This window comes from Bacteroides sp. D1 (genome assembly GCF_000157095.2).
GTDB lineage: Bacteria > Bacteroidota > Bacteroidia > Bacteroidales > Bacteroidaceae > Bacteroides > Bacteroides xylanisolvens.
Map to the genome: position 1 here is coordinate 178,101 of NZ_JH114332.1, position 16,191 is coordinate 194,291.

The following is a 16,191-nucleotide window of genomic DNA, read 5'->3' on the forward strand; positions in this document are numbered from 1 at the left end:
AGTCTGTGATTTCCTGCGTTTACGCAGTTTGCTATAAGCAAGATAGGCACGGCGTACATCAAGATACTTGTTACGGGGACGTTGTATGTGCAAGGTCTGGCAATGTTTGCACAGATGACGATGAAGCCATACAATACCTTCCCATAAGAGTTTGGTATCAGTAGGAAAACGCAGATGACTTTCATAACAGGTGGCATCGGTCATACAGACATGAAGGTTCTCAAGATAAGGTTTCCAATGCTCGGCAAGAATGAGCTGGATGGACTCAATATCAAGGCGATCCGCTAGTTCCTGACGAATTGCACTGACGATTTTAGGATTGGTCAGTGGATGAAGCGGATCAATCTGAACACCACAAAATAACTGGTAATGAATATTACCGTTTAAATGTTCAATCAGTTGTGAATCTGAAAAGTTGGTATAGGACTTCAGGACCATCAAGGCTATTTTACCCTCAGGAGAAAAATAACTTTTACGACCCAATGCAGAGGACTTCAAATGCATTTGTCGGGCCAGTTCCGAGAAAGGAAACAGAGCATGGAGGCGACCTAATTCACTCGTTGCAAAACTTTGACGATATTTTTTTAGCATATCGAACTCAGTAAAACCTAAAAGAGGTTCGATTTCTGAGATTTTTTGTATCTTTACCATGTGTTTTTATTTTAGATTACCCCCGTTTTGGCCGTCAAACCGTTTTTTGGGGGGAATGCTTAAAGATACAAAAAAGGCAACTAACTCGCAATGAATTAGTTGCCTTAAATTTTATTATTTTAGGAATATCCCTAAGTAAGCATAAAATTGACTCTATAAAAAGAGAATGGGCTGCATCAGTGTTGAATTGATTGCAGCCCATTTTGTAAGTTAGAAATAACTGTCTGCGGAATTAATTCTCTTCCAGCCAGCCTTTTCCCTGTCGGACGATTTCCAGTTCGTTGTCCGTGCATTTCACTACCGTTGAAGGTTCTATACCTCCGATACCGCCGTCAATGACCAGATCGACGATGTCGCCGAACTTTTCATCTATAAGTTCGGGATCAGTCATATATTCCAAGTCCTCGTGCTCTTCGTATGGCAGTGTGGTGGTCATAATGGGAGCGTCCAGCAGGCGTGCGATTTCACGGCTGATGTTGTTGTCCGGCATACGGATACCTACTTCTTTCCGGTTGCGGAAGATTTTCGGCAACCGGTTGGTGCCGTTCAAAATAAAGGTAAATGGTCCCGGAAGATTATGCTTCATCAGTTTGAATACGTTATTGTCTACTTTCGCGTATTCGCTGATACTGCTTAAGTCATAACAGATGATAGACAGATTGTTTTTTCGAGGGTCTATCTCTTTAATCCGGCAGATCCGTTCTATGGCACGTTCCTTCAGACCATGGCAGCCGATGGCGTACATCGTATCGGTAGGATAGATGATAAGTCCGCCGTCATTCAGGATATCGATGATTCGTTGTAAATCCTGCGGGTTATTGTTTTTATCATATAGTTTCAGTAGCATATTAAAAGCTTCATCCCTTCCCTCTCGCAAAGGAGAAGGAGGAGGGACGAGTGGGTTAAATGGTTATTATTTTCTCTTTTTATTTGAGTTTCTTTTTCAAGAAATCCAGTGCCTTTTCCGCAGCTTTCTCTGTGACTTTCTGTTTGATTGAATCTTTGTTGGCGGTAGCGGCAGAGTCCAGGCCAAGTTTCTGTCCGAGTTTGCTGATTGCTTCATCGGCTACGGCTTCGACAGCTTGGTTGGCCATGCTCTTAGTATCTACGCTGACTTTCGGAGAGGTGAACGAACCTCCGATTTTCAAGTCAAGAGTCATTAACTTAGAGATATTGCCTACGGATGCGGGCAGTTTCACTTTACCGGAATAGTCGATGGTTTGATCGAGTCCTGTGCTGCCGGAAAGATTCAGTGTGTAGTCTCCCATCTTGATATCAAACGGTTTGGTTTCTACGCGGCCGTCTTTGATGGTGAAATCCAATGTCATGTCTTTCACTTTCATGTCTTTCAGGCTGGGTTGCTTCACGGCATCGGCTATCTGGTCGATTGCTTTTACTCCGCTTAAACTAAGGTCGCGGGTGGAAAGACTACCGTCACCCTGCATCGTATTCAGTACGGGGCTCATGGCTGCATCCAAATCTGTCAGGACGTTGATGCTTCCGGAGAAATTACCTTTCAGGTTTTCGAAGATAGGAGCCATTTTCTGCACCATATCCAGTTCTTTGTATGCTTGTGCAAAACCGATATTGGAGAGCTTGAATCCGGCTTTCATTTCCGGCTTCTTTATGTTGGCGGTGGAGTAGTAGCCGTTCATCACTACATTACCACCCATGGTGTTCATGGAAAGGTTTTTCATATCCACTTTGCCATCTTTTACAACAAGTTTGCCATTCATATTATTGAAAGACATCTTGTCGAATAACACCTGTTTCAGGTTAGCGTCCATTTGGAAGTCGATGTTACGGGGAACTTCAACAATACCTGTGGCGGCTGTAGCTACAGAGTCGGTGGACGCAGCTTCTGATGTGGAGGCTTCATCGGCAGAAGCGGTGATGAAGTCGTTCAGATTGAAGTAGTTGGAACGAATATTCAGGTTTCCTTTCAATGTGCTACCTTTCAATACATAACCGATGTAGTTTTCAAATCGGCTGTCGGCGGTGATATCGTTTTTTCCGATGTTGACAGTTGTTTCACTCAACTGGAGGTATTTCGGAGTGAAGGTGAAGAGAGACTTTTTAATCTCTACATCCGGCATATCTTTCATTTTGAGTTTCATGCCCGTCAGTCCGATAGTGCCCGAGGCTTGTATACGTTCGTATTCTTCTTTTTCGATGGATGAGAGGCGTCCCGACATTTGCATATCGGCGTCGATGGTACCGTTCAACTCCATGTCTCCAAGCGGGTAGACTTGTTTGATCATACCTAAGTTGAGTACTCCTTTCGCTTCTGCTTTAAAATCCGGATCACTGATCGGTGTTTTCACTGTAGCAGTCAGGCTAAACGGATTTCCGGCAAGGCGGAAACTGAACGGATTGATGTTGACCGTAGTCAGGTCGATATTTCCTCCGGGATTTTGAACGTTGGCACTGATGTTGATTTGATCTACTCCTGCCGGTAGAGCCGGATAGCGGAACATAGCATCCTTGACTTGCATGTCAATATTGAATGCCGGAACGGTGTCTCCTTGCAGGATACCTTTGGCCGTTGCGGTAAGCGTTGCAGTTCCGTCTGTTTTCAGGCTGGAGAATTCTGTGGCGTAAATGGCGGGAATTAATGACAATATTTCCTTGAAGCCTATATCGTTCGTGTTAAGTTTCAAGTCCATGTCGATAGCCGGGTCTTTCAAGGCTACCCAGCCGTCGATGCCTGCCTGAATGGCGTTGAGGCGGATGGTATTGTCTTTTAATGTGTATTTGTTATTGGCAAGGTCAGCATCTACGTCCATCTTGGCGGAGATATTGGCATTTGCCAGGAAAGGGATTCCATTCATCTTGTAGGTGAGTGATTTGGTTTCCGCTTCCAGTTTCAGAGTGGTACGTTCGCTTCCTAAGTCTCCGGCACAAATAGCGTTGAAGTCGCGGATATCAGCATACATCTTTCCTTGTTGATCGTCATAAATCAGATTCATGTTTTTGATAACAAAGCGTTGCAGTTTGACTTTGAAAGGAGAAGAGGCTTCTTCTTCTGCAGGCGTTTCGACTGTTGCTATTGTATCCGGTTTCATGATATCCCAGTTGGTACGTCCGTCCGGCAAGATAATGGCATGTAACTTCGTGTCTTCGATAAATATTTTAGAAATATCGTAACCGCTATCTCCGAAAAGGGAGAATAAGTTGACTGCGGCGGTAACTTCTCCGGCTTGTACAAGGGTGTCATTGGCAAATTCACCCGTACCTTTCAACCAGAAATCTTCGAGAGTGACAGAAGCCTGTGGAAAATTGCGGAACAGACTAATGTTAAGGTTCTTAAAGTCAAATTGTGCGTTAAGCATCTTGTTGCCTTCTGTTTTTACAATGTCGGCTATCTTTCCTTGGAAGGCGAAAGGAAGAAGGAACATCAGAATGATAATTACTCCTACGGTGATAGCTGCGATTTTCAAACCTTTTTTCATTTGCTTCTATTTTAAGAGTTTGAGATATAATGAAGAGCAAAACTAATAAAACTTTTTGATAATAAGAGATAAAAGAGAATTTTTTAGGGATTCTTCTTTTTCTTCAGTTCCTCTGCAATTCTCCATTGTAACGCAGCTTCCACTTCTTTTCCGGCTTTTAACAGGGCATCCCCGAAAAGTTCGTGTGCGCCGGCGTGTTCGGGTTTCAGGCTGGTGGCTTTGTCCAGGTCGGCGATGGCGCCTTCTGTGTTTTCTGTTTTTAGTCGGAGCTTTCCACGGTTATAGACTGCTTTAAAGTTTGCAGGATGGAGGCTGACTGCGGTGTTGAAACAGTTTTCAGCGTCGAAGTACTCTTTGTTGTTGAAGAGTGTGATTCCTTTTCTTATCCAGGCATCTATGTAGTTGGGGTCGAGGCTAAGGGCTTTGTCGTAGTTGGCGAGGGCGGCACGTACGTCGTGGGCTTGGGTGATACATTCGTTTCCCATTAACAGGTACTCGTGGGCGTATTGTCGTATACGTTCCTGTTGTTCGCGCATCTGTTCTTTGAGCTTCTTGTTCTGCTCTTTCAGTGTATTGATGATGCCGAGTTTACGGCGGATCAAACGACGGGGAACAGGTTTCTCAATATCGTAGCGGGAATGGATGGCACGGAAAAACTGTTCCAGACATTCTTCCATATCCCCTTTGTCGAAGGCACGTGAAGCAGCGGCATATTGCACATCGGCTTGTGCTTGTTTCAGGGCTTTGTCGATGGCTTGGCGGTTGTTGAAGCGTCCGGCAAAGTTGACGATTTCGGGACGGACGAAGACATCGGCACGGTTGACAGGCTTTTTGAGTTGGATGCCGTCCAGTGAGGTACAACGGCTAAGTGCTACGTATGCTTGTCCTCCGGCAAATACACCGCCGGTGAAGTCGATGACTACACGGCTGAAGGTCAGTCCCTGACTTTTATGAACAGTGATGGCCCATGCTAACCGGATAGGGTATTGAGTGAAGCTGCCTAATACTTCTTCTTCTATTTCTTTTGTTTTTTCGTTGTAGTGGTAGCGGATATTACGCCATGATTCCAGTTTTACGTCACATTCTTTTCCATCGTCGGTGATGACGTAGATCGTTTCTTCTTCCTCATCAATTCCGGCAATGACACCAATCGTACCGTTTACCCACCTACGATCGAAATCATTTTTGATGAAGATGATTTGTGCACCGGGTTTGAGTACAAGCTCTTGTGAAGTAGGCAGACTGCTTTCCGGAAAATCTCCTTCGATAACTCCTTCAAAAGTAATGGGTTCTCCGGGGAGCTCTGCTAATTTCTTCTCATTAATGGAGTCGACCGTATCTCTTCGGGTGGCGAGTGTGATGTACATATCTGCTTCAGATTCTTCAATCTGGCTTCCGTAGCGGGTGTTGAGCAGTTGCAGGTCTGCGGCTCCGGCTGTATTGGTGCGGATATGGTCGAGGACACTGACGAATACAGGGTCCGTCTGTCGATATACTTTTTGAAGTTCGATAGAGACGAGGTCTATTTGTCCGAACACTCTGGCAGAGAAAAAGTAGGGGGTGGGATAGAAGCGGTTCAAAATTTCCCGCTCATCGTTCTTTACAACGGGTTCCAGTTGGAAGACGTCTCCTACCAATAAGAGTTGTTTTCCACCGAAAGGTTCGCGCAGATTATGTGAATAAACTCGTAAGATACGGTCGATGGCATCGATGATGTCTGCCCGTACCATAGAGATTTCGTCGATAATGACCAGTTCTATTTGTTCCAGCAACTTACGATGTGGCTTGGTGTATTTGAAGAACTCGTGAATACGGCCACGTTGGAGACTTAAATTAGGATCATCCGGCAATAACGGATAAAAAGGTAATTTAAAGAAGCTATGCATCGTACTTCCACCGGCATTGATTGCGGCAATTCCGGTCGGTGCAAGTACAACATGCTTCTTCTTGGTATGCTCGCAGACATAACGCAGGAATGTAGATTTTCCCGTACCGGCTTTTCCTGTCAGAAAAACCGATTGACGGGTATATTGAATCAGATTCAGTGCATCCTGAAACTCAGCGTTGTTAGTGTCTACGCTCATAATATAATAATATGCAAATTTGTTGATGTGCTAATTTGCCAATACGTTGTGTCATGAAATCGCGGGATAATAGTTTTTTGGGCGCATTGGTAAATCGGCACATTATTAAATAATTCCGAAATGTTTCATTGCCTTACTTATTCCGTCCTCGTCAATGGGAGCCGTAACGTAATCGGCAGCGGCTTTCACGTCTTCCTTAGCCTGTCCCATAGCAACTCCGATAGCTGCGTGGCGAAGCATAGTGATATCATTTCCTCCATCTCCGAATGCCATTGTTTCTTCCAACTTTATGCCGAAGTAACGGATGATTTCATCAATCCCTTTCTGCTTGGTGTCTCCTTTGGCTGTTATGTCTGCGAATGAGGGATACCAGCGTCCGATTTCGCAGGTGGGGATAGACGGACGGATTTCTTTTTCTTCTTCCTCTGTGATAAAAGGAGTCATCTGTATAATTTCCTTGCTTGTTGCTTCTTCAAAAGATACAGTAGGAATGACATTCACATGCAGAAAATCGTAGAATATCTTTTTCACCATATCATCAGGTTGGCAGACAGAAATATGATGTTCCTCTACGAAAATGCAGGGAACACCTTTCTTCTCGCAAAAAGCTGCCATTGCTTTCACTTCTTCCTGTGGTATGGCACTTTTATAAATAACCTGTTCACCGACAAAACAATAGGCTCCGTTCATGGTTATATATCCATCGATAAGGTTCCGGTCCTGCAATTCGGAAAGATTGTTGATAATGGCTTTCGGGCGTCCGGTAGCGATAAATATCTTCAGCCCTTTTGCGTGGGCAGCTTCCAACGCCTCGATGGTAGAAGACGGTATACGGTGAGTTTCAAAACTGACCAGCGTTCCGTCTATATCAAAAAATAAAGCTTTCGTCATAAATTCCTTTTTGAATTGAGTACAAATGTACTACTTTTGTCTCACATAACATAAAAACATTATGCAGTATGAACTATAATTTTGATGAAATAATAAACCGTAACGGTACAGATTCCGTAAAATGGGATGCTGTAGAAAGCCGTTGGGGACGCAATGACTTGATTCCAATGTGGGTAGCTGATATGGATTTCCGTACGGCTCCTTTTGTAATAGAGGCTTTGAAAAAACGGCTGGAACATGAAGTGCTCGGATATACTTTTGCTTGCAAAGAATGGTCGGAGTCTATTGTTAACTGGGTGAAAGAGCGTCATGGCTGGACGATCCGTGAAGAGATGTTGACTTTCACTCCCGGTATTGTCCGCGGATTGGCTTTCGTTATTCAATGTTTTACGCAAAAAGGTGATAAAGTAATGGTCATGCCTCCTGTTTATCATCCTTTCTTTTTGGTAACACAGAAGAATGAGCGTGAAGTAGTATACAGCCCATTGGTACTGAAAGATGGACAGTATTATATCGACTTTGACCGTTTTCGCCGGGATGTACAAGGATGCAAATTATTGATTTTAAGTAATCCCCATAACCCGGGCGGACGCGTATGGACAAAAGAGGAACTTTCTCTAATTGCTGATATCTGTTATGAAAGCGGTACTTTGGTGATCTCTGACGAGATTCATGCCGACTTGACCTTACCTCCTTATAAACACCCTACTTTTGCTTTGATTTCGGAAAAAGCACGGATGAATTCACTTGTCTTTATGTCTCCGAGCAAAGCATTCAATATGCCGGGGCTGGCCAGTTCTTATGCAATCATTGAAAATGATGAACTTCGTCACCGTTTCCAGAAGTATATGGAAGCAAGTGAATTCAGTGAAGGGCACCTGTTTGCTTATCTTAGCGTATCGGCTGCTTACAGTCATGGAACAGAATGGCTGGATCAAGTGGTATCCTATATTAAAGGAAATGTGGATTTTACAGAAACATATTTAAAAGAACATATTCCTGCGATTAAAATGATTCGTCCGCAAGCCTCTTATCTTATTTTCCTAGATTGTCGTGAGTTGGGACTTAATCAGAAAGAACTGAACCGCCTTTTCGTAGAAGATGCTCATCTGGCATTGAATGACGGAACAACATTTGGCAAGGAGGGGGAAGGGTTTATGCGATTGAACATCGCTTGTCCGCGTGCAGTGTTGGAACAGGCATTGAAACAACTGGAACAAGCTGTGATAAATTTAAAGTAGCTCAAGCAAGAAATAATCTGCTGCTATATTATATTTAGTTGTTTTCCTTGAAGAGAATATCTTTTTCATTCCCTAATGAGTTTTCGTTTGACTTAAGTCGAACGATAGAATAACTTAAGTCAAACTATCGCTTAACTTAAGTCAAACGAAAACCGGAATGCAAGTTCGATCACTATTTATAGGAGGAAAGATATAAAAAATACTAGTGAAGGAAATTATCTTTCACTAGTAAGCAGAAGATCATCTGCTAGTTTATACCCCCGAACTGTTTTCACTTCTGTGTCCTTTGCGTCCTCCTTGGTGAATAATGATTTCCTTACTCTTGTGTAAAATCTACCGGAATCAATCGTACTTCACTATTCAAACCGGAAGGCATAGGAGCCCAATGTCCATAATTAGCCGGACGATATCTTAAATCTACAATATTGATTTCCTTGAATTTGCGCCACTGCACTCCCTGTCTGTCCAATTCTGCAATCCGATTCGCAGGGAGGTTAGTGACTTCTATCTCGATGTGGTTTTTTCCAGGTTTCAGGAATTGCCCTACCTTAAGCTGATAAGGCACTGCCCATACACAGCCTGCTTCCTGTCCGTTGATTCGGACACGGGCACTTTCGCGTACGTCTCCCAAGTCAAGAATCCAGTTGTCAGCTTTCAGAGCCGGCAACTCAATATCCAAAGAATAAACGCCAGTCCCCATATTTGTTTGGGCTGCCGGATGATCTATGTTTGTCCATGAACATGGACGGTCTATATCAAATGTACCCTGAATCTCCGGTGTGCTTTCAGCAAAGTGCAATTTCCAGCCATGGTCCAGGCGAAGACTAAAGGGTTGTTCTTTTACATACTTCCACGGCTTGGATGCTTGTAAAGGTTGTCGGTATGTTTGCAGGATGATAGACTCGCCCGATTTTAATTGCAGATAGACTTGTGTCTTTCCGTCTACCTGACGCACTTTCGCCTCTCCGCATTCTCCGGTCATGGGGTTAAAGAGAGCGGCTGTTTCGGCATTTGTACCTAAAGTAATCCAACCATCTACTCCTTTGTTCTGCAATGAAGAGATGAAGTAATGATGTCCTGTGTCATTTACTCTTCGAATGGTCTGTAACCCGAATTTTGTTTTCATTTCTTCCGCAGGGATATTGCAACATGCCAATGTACGTGCATAATCCGTTCCGGTGATAATCTTACCTTTCCCAATCGGAGTAACGGTTGTTTCTGAAAACGATACGGCAGGCAGATTCTTCAAAGTCTGTTGATAACTTTTTCGTTTCTGTTCCAACTGACCATATCCCGGTACATCTGTCGGATAGTTTTCGAGGAATACAATGGTAGCTCCTTGCTTGGCTAGTTCATAAAGATGCGCCAGCACATCACTCGGCATCAAGTGCGCGGCAGGTACTACCAGTGCTTTATAACCAGTGCCGCCCGATGTAACTAACTGTCCGTTCTTGAAACGGGTACTGCGAATAAAGTTGTCAGAGATATAATCCCCGTCATATCCGCTGTTATTAATACGATGGATAGCATTGATAAATTTGGGAGCGAGTTTATCCATGTGGTGGATGGTGAACAGTAACAATCGTCCCGGTTGCTCGTTCCACATATCATATACCGGAAGATAAATCAGGAAATCATTATCCGGCCGTCCCATTTGCAGAAAACTCTGACAGCGGGTAATGTAATGGAAGAAAGAAGGGGCATCACGCCAAATACTGTTTGTCGGACTCATATTGATAGAAGCATAGAACAGCCATCCGGGCCATTCGGCTTCTTTCGGAGAATAAGGAGTACCGTGGAAAAACATGTGATTGACTCCGGAAACAAACATCAAATCCATATCCGGTTTACATTGCGACAGGGAAGTACGGAAATGCTCCGTCAGCCATGTAAATGTCTCGGAAGAAGTATACGTTTTTCCTGCAATATGAGCTGCCGAAGAAGCATATTTCAACATAGACAGATCCGAATCATTCTTTTTGGTCAATGAGTCCTGACGCAATCCTTCGATATGGAACTGCGACAATCCGAAACCTTCACATTCGGGAATATCCACGGAAGCATAGATATCAATCAAATTGCCGGGCGAACCGTGTGCTTGATTACGGGTGATACTACCGTTTTTGTGTGCCCAGTCTGTCCATTGATGACTGAAGTTCTCCAATAAGAGGTCGGAAATGGTTTCCCGGTAATCCGACACGATACGTCTGCTAACTTCCGGACGATTTTCATCCAGAAACTCGGAGAAATGTTCTTCCAGTTTATACCCCCGTCTGCGAGCGAACTGTTCCAGGAAATCATCCGTCCAGTCAGCTTGATAAACCTCGTATGAATCGTTGAAGAAAGTATGCGGATAACTTGTCTTGCTACTTTTGAAAGCACGGTCAAAGCGGGAAAGATAATTTTTTACCGCCTTTTTTGAGAGGTGATTCATCACGTAGCCTTCTCCTCCCGGAGCTGCCCGTTTCACTTTCTGCCTTGTTTTTCCGATGTAAAGAGCGATCACTTTCCATTTGCCGGCAGGTGCTTTCCATTGCAGCTTGTCTTTTTTGACGTGAGCAGTCAGGTTGATACATTTGCCTTTTTCATCGTATGCCATCACCCGGCTTAGTACGGAAAATGGTTGTTGCTTGGGATCGGTCACATTGATATCCTGTTCAACCTCTTTGCCGCCTTCTATTTCGTATGTCTGGAAGATAGCCTTGGTAGCCGCATCTTCGATACTGACTTCAGGTCCGCCAAAAGGCCATCCTGTTCCGGTATTCATATCAATCTCGATACCCGTACGTTTTCCTTCCGCCTGTGTATGTTTAAGCATTTCCATCCAGCGGGGAGAAAGAAACTGAATTTCATTCGCGTCATTGCCTTGCACCCCATAGATAGGAGTAATTTCTACTGCTCCCATTCCGGTGCGTGCGTATTCTTCCAGATTATACGTCAGGTTCTTTTCGTCTACGGCACTTCCCAGCCACCACCATCTGGCACCGGGACGTGCTTCCACCGGAGTGTCCGGCCATTGTTGTGCTTGCATTACTCCACCTGTGGCGAGCAGGCAAAGAACTATCCATTGTCTTTTATTCATTATTCTTTCGGTGTATTATAGTATTCTATGTTTTCTGCGTCATCAGTTACAAAAAGCGGTCGTCCGTCCGGTTGTTCAAAGTGGAAGCGGATGCCGTCGAAGGTAATATTCCGTGCATGGCGGATATAAAACCCTTTAGCGGGAATAGTGCCGAACATCCAGGGCTCGGGATATACTTTCTCCTGTTCGGGCGGAATACGTTTGCCATCCTCTTCGCTATATCCTCCTTTATAATAGAGGTGAATATTTCGAAAAGTTACGTCCTCAATACATGCACCCGGCACTCCGCTGATGATGGAGGCATAACGGCTGTCGGCATTCCAAACGTTGATGTTGCTGATGAGAATGCGCTTCATGGTGCCCACAGGCGTACCTTCGGGGCTACGCATACGTGCGCCTAACCGGAGGAAGATAGGAGCGTTGACAATATTCCTCATCGTTATATTGTTGATAACAATATCTTCCAGATGTCCTCCGTCTACCGTTTCCAATGCCAGTCCCCTGCAATGTTCAAAGATACAATTAGTAATCGCAATATTGCGGAAACCTCCGCTACTTTCTGTTCCCAGTTTGATGCGTCCGGTGCGGTAACCATGATCGGGGGCTTGCGGTTCATCCAGTTGCCAGGTGCCATCCAATACACTTCCTTTATCATAACCACTTACATAACAATCGCTGATCGTCACATTTTCCGTATCCTGAAAGCGTCCTAAACCGTAGGATGCTTTCAATACAATGGCATCATCCCAGGGCGAGTTCACCGTGCACTGGCTGATACGCACATTCCGGCAACAATCAATATCGAATCCATCCCGGTTTGTATCTACTTTCAGATTCAGAATAGTCAGATTATCTATTCCTGTAGCCAGCAGGGCAAAATGTCCGCAATGCAACATGGATAAATCTTTCAGAGTCACATTTCTACATTCCTTCAAACTGATAGCTTTATTGCCTACACCCGGTAGGCGGCTTTCTTCGCGAGTCAGCCCTTTACCGTAGATAAGTCCGGGCCCACTGATCGTTATGTTCTCCAGCCCGATTCCCCAAATTAAGGAATTCTTCCAGTGGCTGTGTCCGAAATCCTGATATTTGTTATGTTCATTCGGTTCGGCACTATCATATCCTGCCTCTTTTCCGGGGAAAGCGGCAAGAATACACGCACCTTGCTCCAGATACAAATGAATGTTACTTTTTAACCGGATAGAATAACAGGCATATTCTCCGGCTGGTAGGTAAACCGTACCTCCTCCGGCTTCTGCAGCTGCTTCAATCGCACGATTGATAGCAGGAGAATCGATGGTTTTTCCATCCGCTTTGGCTCCAAAGTCCTTAACGTTATAAATGGCTGCATGTATATAGATGCAACCAATTAACAGAGTGAATAATAAATAAGCTCTTTTCATTTTTTGTCGATTTTGGCAAAAATATCCGGTAACATATAATAGTTGTAATCCGCTTTTTCATTCTGTTCGTAGAAGCAGAAGTAAAGTCGGAATGGCTTGGTGTCCTTTTCTTGCGAGAGGGTAGGAGATAGATTACAACGTCCGGCCAATACCGGTCGGTCCGTCCGTTTGCCCGATTCGTAAAGCATCAGGGGAGTTTCATCCTTATGTCCGTTGCTCAAGCGAATATCATCGCTGGGAGTGACAGCCTGTAAAGTACGTAATTTCATACTTTCTCCATAATAGCAAGTGAAAGCCTGTCCTTCCACACTGAAGACATTGATATCCGAATCCGGCTGGCAATCGCCGAAGCTCCAAAAGAGCTTATCCGCTTTTGATGTGGAAGTCACTTCTACTTCCAGAATAAATCCATGACTATCGGGCAAGGCTTTCCATTGGAAATGGATCCCTTCTACTTTTTCTTTAGGCTTCAGCCAGTGACTTTCATTTCCCTTCGATATTCCCAGCCGGAAAGTACCGGCAGGCGGAGTCAGGGATTGTGCTTGCGCATCAATGAGCAAGATTCCCAGCAGTACGGTGGTCAGGAGTTGTTTCAGCATAGTTGAAGTGGATATTACTTTGTTCATTTTCCTTTAGTTCAATAGCGTTTTTGTCTTTCATATCCAATGTTATTTCAGACAAATTGAAGTTTTTTGTATAGCAGATTTTTCCCGGTTTATTGGTCTGCGCTTCGATGGCATAAAGATAGAAATTTTCCAGACGTAACGAGTCATTCCAGCCGGAAGCAGAGATAAATTCATCTACATTTTCTGCTTTGATCTTTGATACATATACATTGCGGAAGTGTGGATAACCTTTTTCGGGTGGTGTTACCGGAGTCAGCATTACTCTCCAATGTTCCGGAATATCTTTCCCTTCATACTCTTTAGGTAATACGCTGTAACTATAACTGGGATTCCAGTTCAGATCCGCAGCCAGTACGTGGCGGACGTTTTCTGCTTTTACGTCGGTCATATAGATGTTTTCGATCGTTCCTCCGCGGTTCATGGCACTTTTTAACCGTAGTACAGCCGAGGTGCCGACTGCTTGAAGATTGTATCCCAATATATTTCGTATACTGCCGGAGGTTTCACTGCCACAGGTGATGAGGCCTGCGCCTTTGCGGGCTATACAGTTGCGTATTACTATATTTTCCGTGGGGAGATTGACACGCAATCCGTCTGCGTCGCGTCCCGATTTGATACAAATATTATCATCATTGCAATCGACGTCGCAGTTTTCAATCAGAATATTAGTAGACGAGTCGATGTCGATACCATCCGTACTAGGGCCGTGTCCTCCCAAGTTATTATTAATGACCAGTCCGTCTATGGTGCAGTAATTGGAATAAAGAACCTGGCATCCCCAAAAGCCTGTCCGCATCAGGGTGAATCCTTTGAGGGTAATGTCCGAACTGCGTTCCACGAGAATACCCCGTACACGTTTGCAGTCGTAATCTACAATCCAGCGTAATCCTTTCTTTTCATATTCTTTCCGCATTTCCCAATATTTATCCCAAAATACTTTGCCTCGGCAATCCAGCGTTCCCTCTCCACTGACGGCAGCGTTCTTTTCGTTGACAATGTTGATTACTGCCGCGGGCCATGTCATCTCAATTCCCGCAATCCGTGAACGGAATTCGGGATAATGATGAATGTGAGGACTAGCCAGTAGAGTCACTCCTTTATCCAGTTGCAGGTTGACACCGCTTTTTACGAACAATGCCCCTGTCTGATAATATCCCGGTTGAAGGGTGACCGTGCCTCCACCGGAGACGGAACAACTGTCGATTGCTTTCTGGATAGCCTCTGTGCTAAGCACCGTGCTGTCTGCTACTGCGCCAAAAGAATTGGCGGATAAAATAAGACTGTTTCCGGGCATTTGCCGGCTTCCTACACTGTCAGCCCATGACAAATCCGGTTGTTGCGGTACTTGCCCCCATTCGAAGCTGTTGCTTCCTGCCTGTTTGGCCGTTGGGGTGACGCAAGCTGCTGTCAAAAGTGTGCCTGCCAATAGGAACAGGGGAAAGATGCTTTTGGTTTTCATATTTATCTAATGCCTGATACTTAATACTTGATACCTAATACTTATCTCTTAATTTCCGTCCGGTTTCTCTATTTCTGTGAAAGGTGATTCGTTCCAGTGGAAAGTATTCACATCATCCGGGTGTGCCGGGTTATATGCCGGGTCTATTTTTAAGTGTTTGGCTAACTCGGGTACGGCTTTCTTCATACCTTCAATCACACACTGGGCTATCTGGTAAGCGCCGTAAGGGTTAAAGTGGGTATTGTCTTCAAAAGCCTTGGTCTGTCCGGGATAAGTTCCTGCCGGATAGTGTACGAAGGCGCGTTTGGATGTTTCCGTGCCTAACGCTTCATATAGTGTCCGAGTCATTTCGTTGAGGTCAATCAAAGGTATATTTTCTTTGGCGGCCAGCCAGCGCATGGCCTCCGGATAATCTTCGTGTGTATCGCGGATATGTCCGGTTGAGTCAAAGCTCCGGCGTTGGGTGGGAGTAACCAGTACGGGATATGCTCCACGTGCCCGTGCTTCGTCGATGAATGTTTTCAGGCTGGTCATAAAAGAGTAGTAAGCTCCTTTTCCGGGACCTTTCTGCTTCTGATCGTTATGTCCGAACTCCATGAAGAGATAATCGCCTTTCTTCATCTGGCTCAATGCTTTTTTCAAACGTCCTGCTCCGATAAAAGTATTGGCCGATTCACCGGATTCCGCATAATTGGCGATGCAAACATCTGTTCCGAAGAAATGAGGAATCATTTGTCCCCAGCTAGCCCAAGGCTCATTGTCCTGATCGACTACCGTACTGTTACCACACAGAAAAACAGTGATAACCGACGGATCGGCAGGTTCGATACGGATACTTTGACACACAGGTGCATCTCCATTGAATTCCAATGTCAGTTTATCATCCCAGTTCAGTTTCGCTTTCTCACGGGGCTTGATTCGTACATATTCTTTTTCGGAGATACGAGGGGTACGTTTATTGATGATAAATGTTTCGTCTACGAATTGTCCTTTTTTAGTTGGCAGGTTCTCAACAAATAGCCGGCGTGACTCACCTCTTACGGTGGTCACTCCTGCCTGTTTTTTACTTCCCAGGCGTACTGTAACTTTGTAATTCCCGTCCGGAACACGGACAGAGAAGAAGAAAGGTGATTTACTCCCTTTCTCGGGTGTGGCGGTGAGGTCGTATCCGTATCCCGTCTCTTCGCTATATCGGGGTGCGTCCGACAGTTGGTAGGTTCGGACTTCTTCTTGGGCATGGACGGTTATTGTAGCCAAGAGTAGTAAGCCTATGATGGTAGTTTTCATTATAAATAATATGAA

General features: G+C 44.7%; 11 protein-coding genes. 1 reads left to right on the plus strand and 10 read right to left on the minus strand.

Annotated features, from left to right (window positions below):
- The 5 genes from BSAG_RS17790 to BSAG_RS17770 form a co-directional block, all read right to left on the minus strand.
- Positions 1-651, minus strand: a 651-nt coding sequence (locus BSAG_RS17790) for a transposase (protein WP_008997381.1), incomplete at its 3' end; no start/stop codon positions are given.
- 232 nt (positions 652-883) lie between these two features.
- Positions 884-1,498, minus strand: coding sequence for an L-threonylcarbamoyladenylate synthase (locus tag BSAG_RS17785; protein WP_004316726.1), 615 nt, complete (start codon positions 1,496-1,498; stop codon positions 884-886).
- A 79-nt stretch (positions 1,499-1,577) separates the two neighbouring features.
- A complete protein-coding gene (locus tag BSAG_RS17780) occupies positions 1,578-4,103 on the minus strand; it encodes an AsmA-like C-terminal region-containing protein (protein WP_004316727.1) in 2,526 nt (841 codons plus the stop codon).
- An 83-nt stretch (positions 4,104-4,186) separates the two neighbouring features.
- The gene (locus tag BSAG_RS17775) at positions 4,187-6,187 is read right to left on the minus strand and encodes a tetratricopeptide repeat protein (RefSeq protein ID WP_004316728.1); all 2,001 of its coding nucleotides are present in this window, start codon (positions 6,185-6,187) and stop codon (positions 4,187-4,189) included.
- A 105-nt stretch (positions 6,188-6,292) separates the two neighbouring features.
- Positions 6,293-7,078 (minus strand): Cof-type HAD-IIB family hydrolase, encoded by a 786-nt coding sequence (locus tag BSAG_RS17770; RefSeq protein ID WP_004316729.1) that lies wholly within the window; start codon positions 7,076-7,078, stop codon positions 6,293-6,295.
- A 68-nt stretch (positions 7,079-7,146) separates the two neighbouring features.
- On the opposite strand from BSAG_RS17770, the gene BSAG_RS17765 reads away from it, so the two are divergent.
- The gene (locus BSAG_RS17765; RefSeq protein ID WP_004316730.1) at positions 7,147-8,319 is read left to right on the plus strand and encodes a MalY/PatB family protein; all 1,173 of its coding nucleotides are present in this window, start codon (positions 7,147-7,149) and stop codon (positions 8,317-8,319) included.
- Between the two features lie 316 nt (positions 8,320-8,635).
- Here BSAG_RS17765 and BSAG_RS17760 read toward each other — a convergent pair whose 3' ends face one another.
- Genes BSAG_RS17760 through BSAG_RS17740 form a run of 5 tightly spaced genes read right to left on the minus strand, consistent with a single transcriptional unit; the run spans position 8,636 to position 16,176 of the window.
- Positions 8,636-11,401 carry a glycosyl hydrolase gene (locus BSAG_RS17760; RefSeq protein WP_004316731.1) on the minus strand — a complete coding sequence of 922 codons (2,766 nt, stop codon included), beginning with the start codon at positions 11,399-11,401 and terminating at the stop codon, positions 8,636-8,638.
- Positions 11,401-12,804, minus strand: a complete 1,404-nt coding sequence (locus BSAG_RS17755) for a glycoside hydrolase family 28 protein (RefSeq protein WP_004316732.1) — start codon at positions 12,802-12,804, stop codon at positions 11,401-11,403. The genes BSAG_RS17760 and BSAG_RS17755 overlap by 1 nt, the downstream gene beginning before the upstream one ends.
- Positions 12,801-13,403, minus strand: coding sequence for a DUF4450 domain-containing protein (locus BSAG_RS17750; protein ID WP_004316733.1), 603 nt, complete (start codon positions 13,401-13,403; stop codon positions 12,801-12,803). Before BSAG_RS17750 ends, BSAG_RS17755 begins: the two co-directional genes overlap by 4 nt.
- Positions 13,354-14,889: a glycoside hydrolase family 28 protein gene (locus BSAG_RS17745; protein ID WP_004316734.1), complete on the minus strand. Its 1,536-nt coding sequence runs from the start codon at positions 14,887-14,889 to the stop codon at positions 13,354-13,356. The genes BSAG_RS17750 and BSAG_RS17745 overlap by 50 nt, the downstream gene beginning before the upstream one ends.
- A gap of 48 nt (positions 14,890-14,937) precedes the next feature.
- Positions 14,938-16,176: a rhamnogalacturonan acetylesterase gene (locus BSAG_RS17740; protein ID WP_008771097.1), complete on the minus strand. Its 1,239-nt coding sequence runs from the start codon at positions 16,174-16,176 to the stop codon at positions 14,938-14,940.
- Positions 16,177-16,191: the final 15 nt, after the last annotated feature.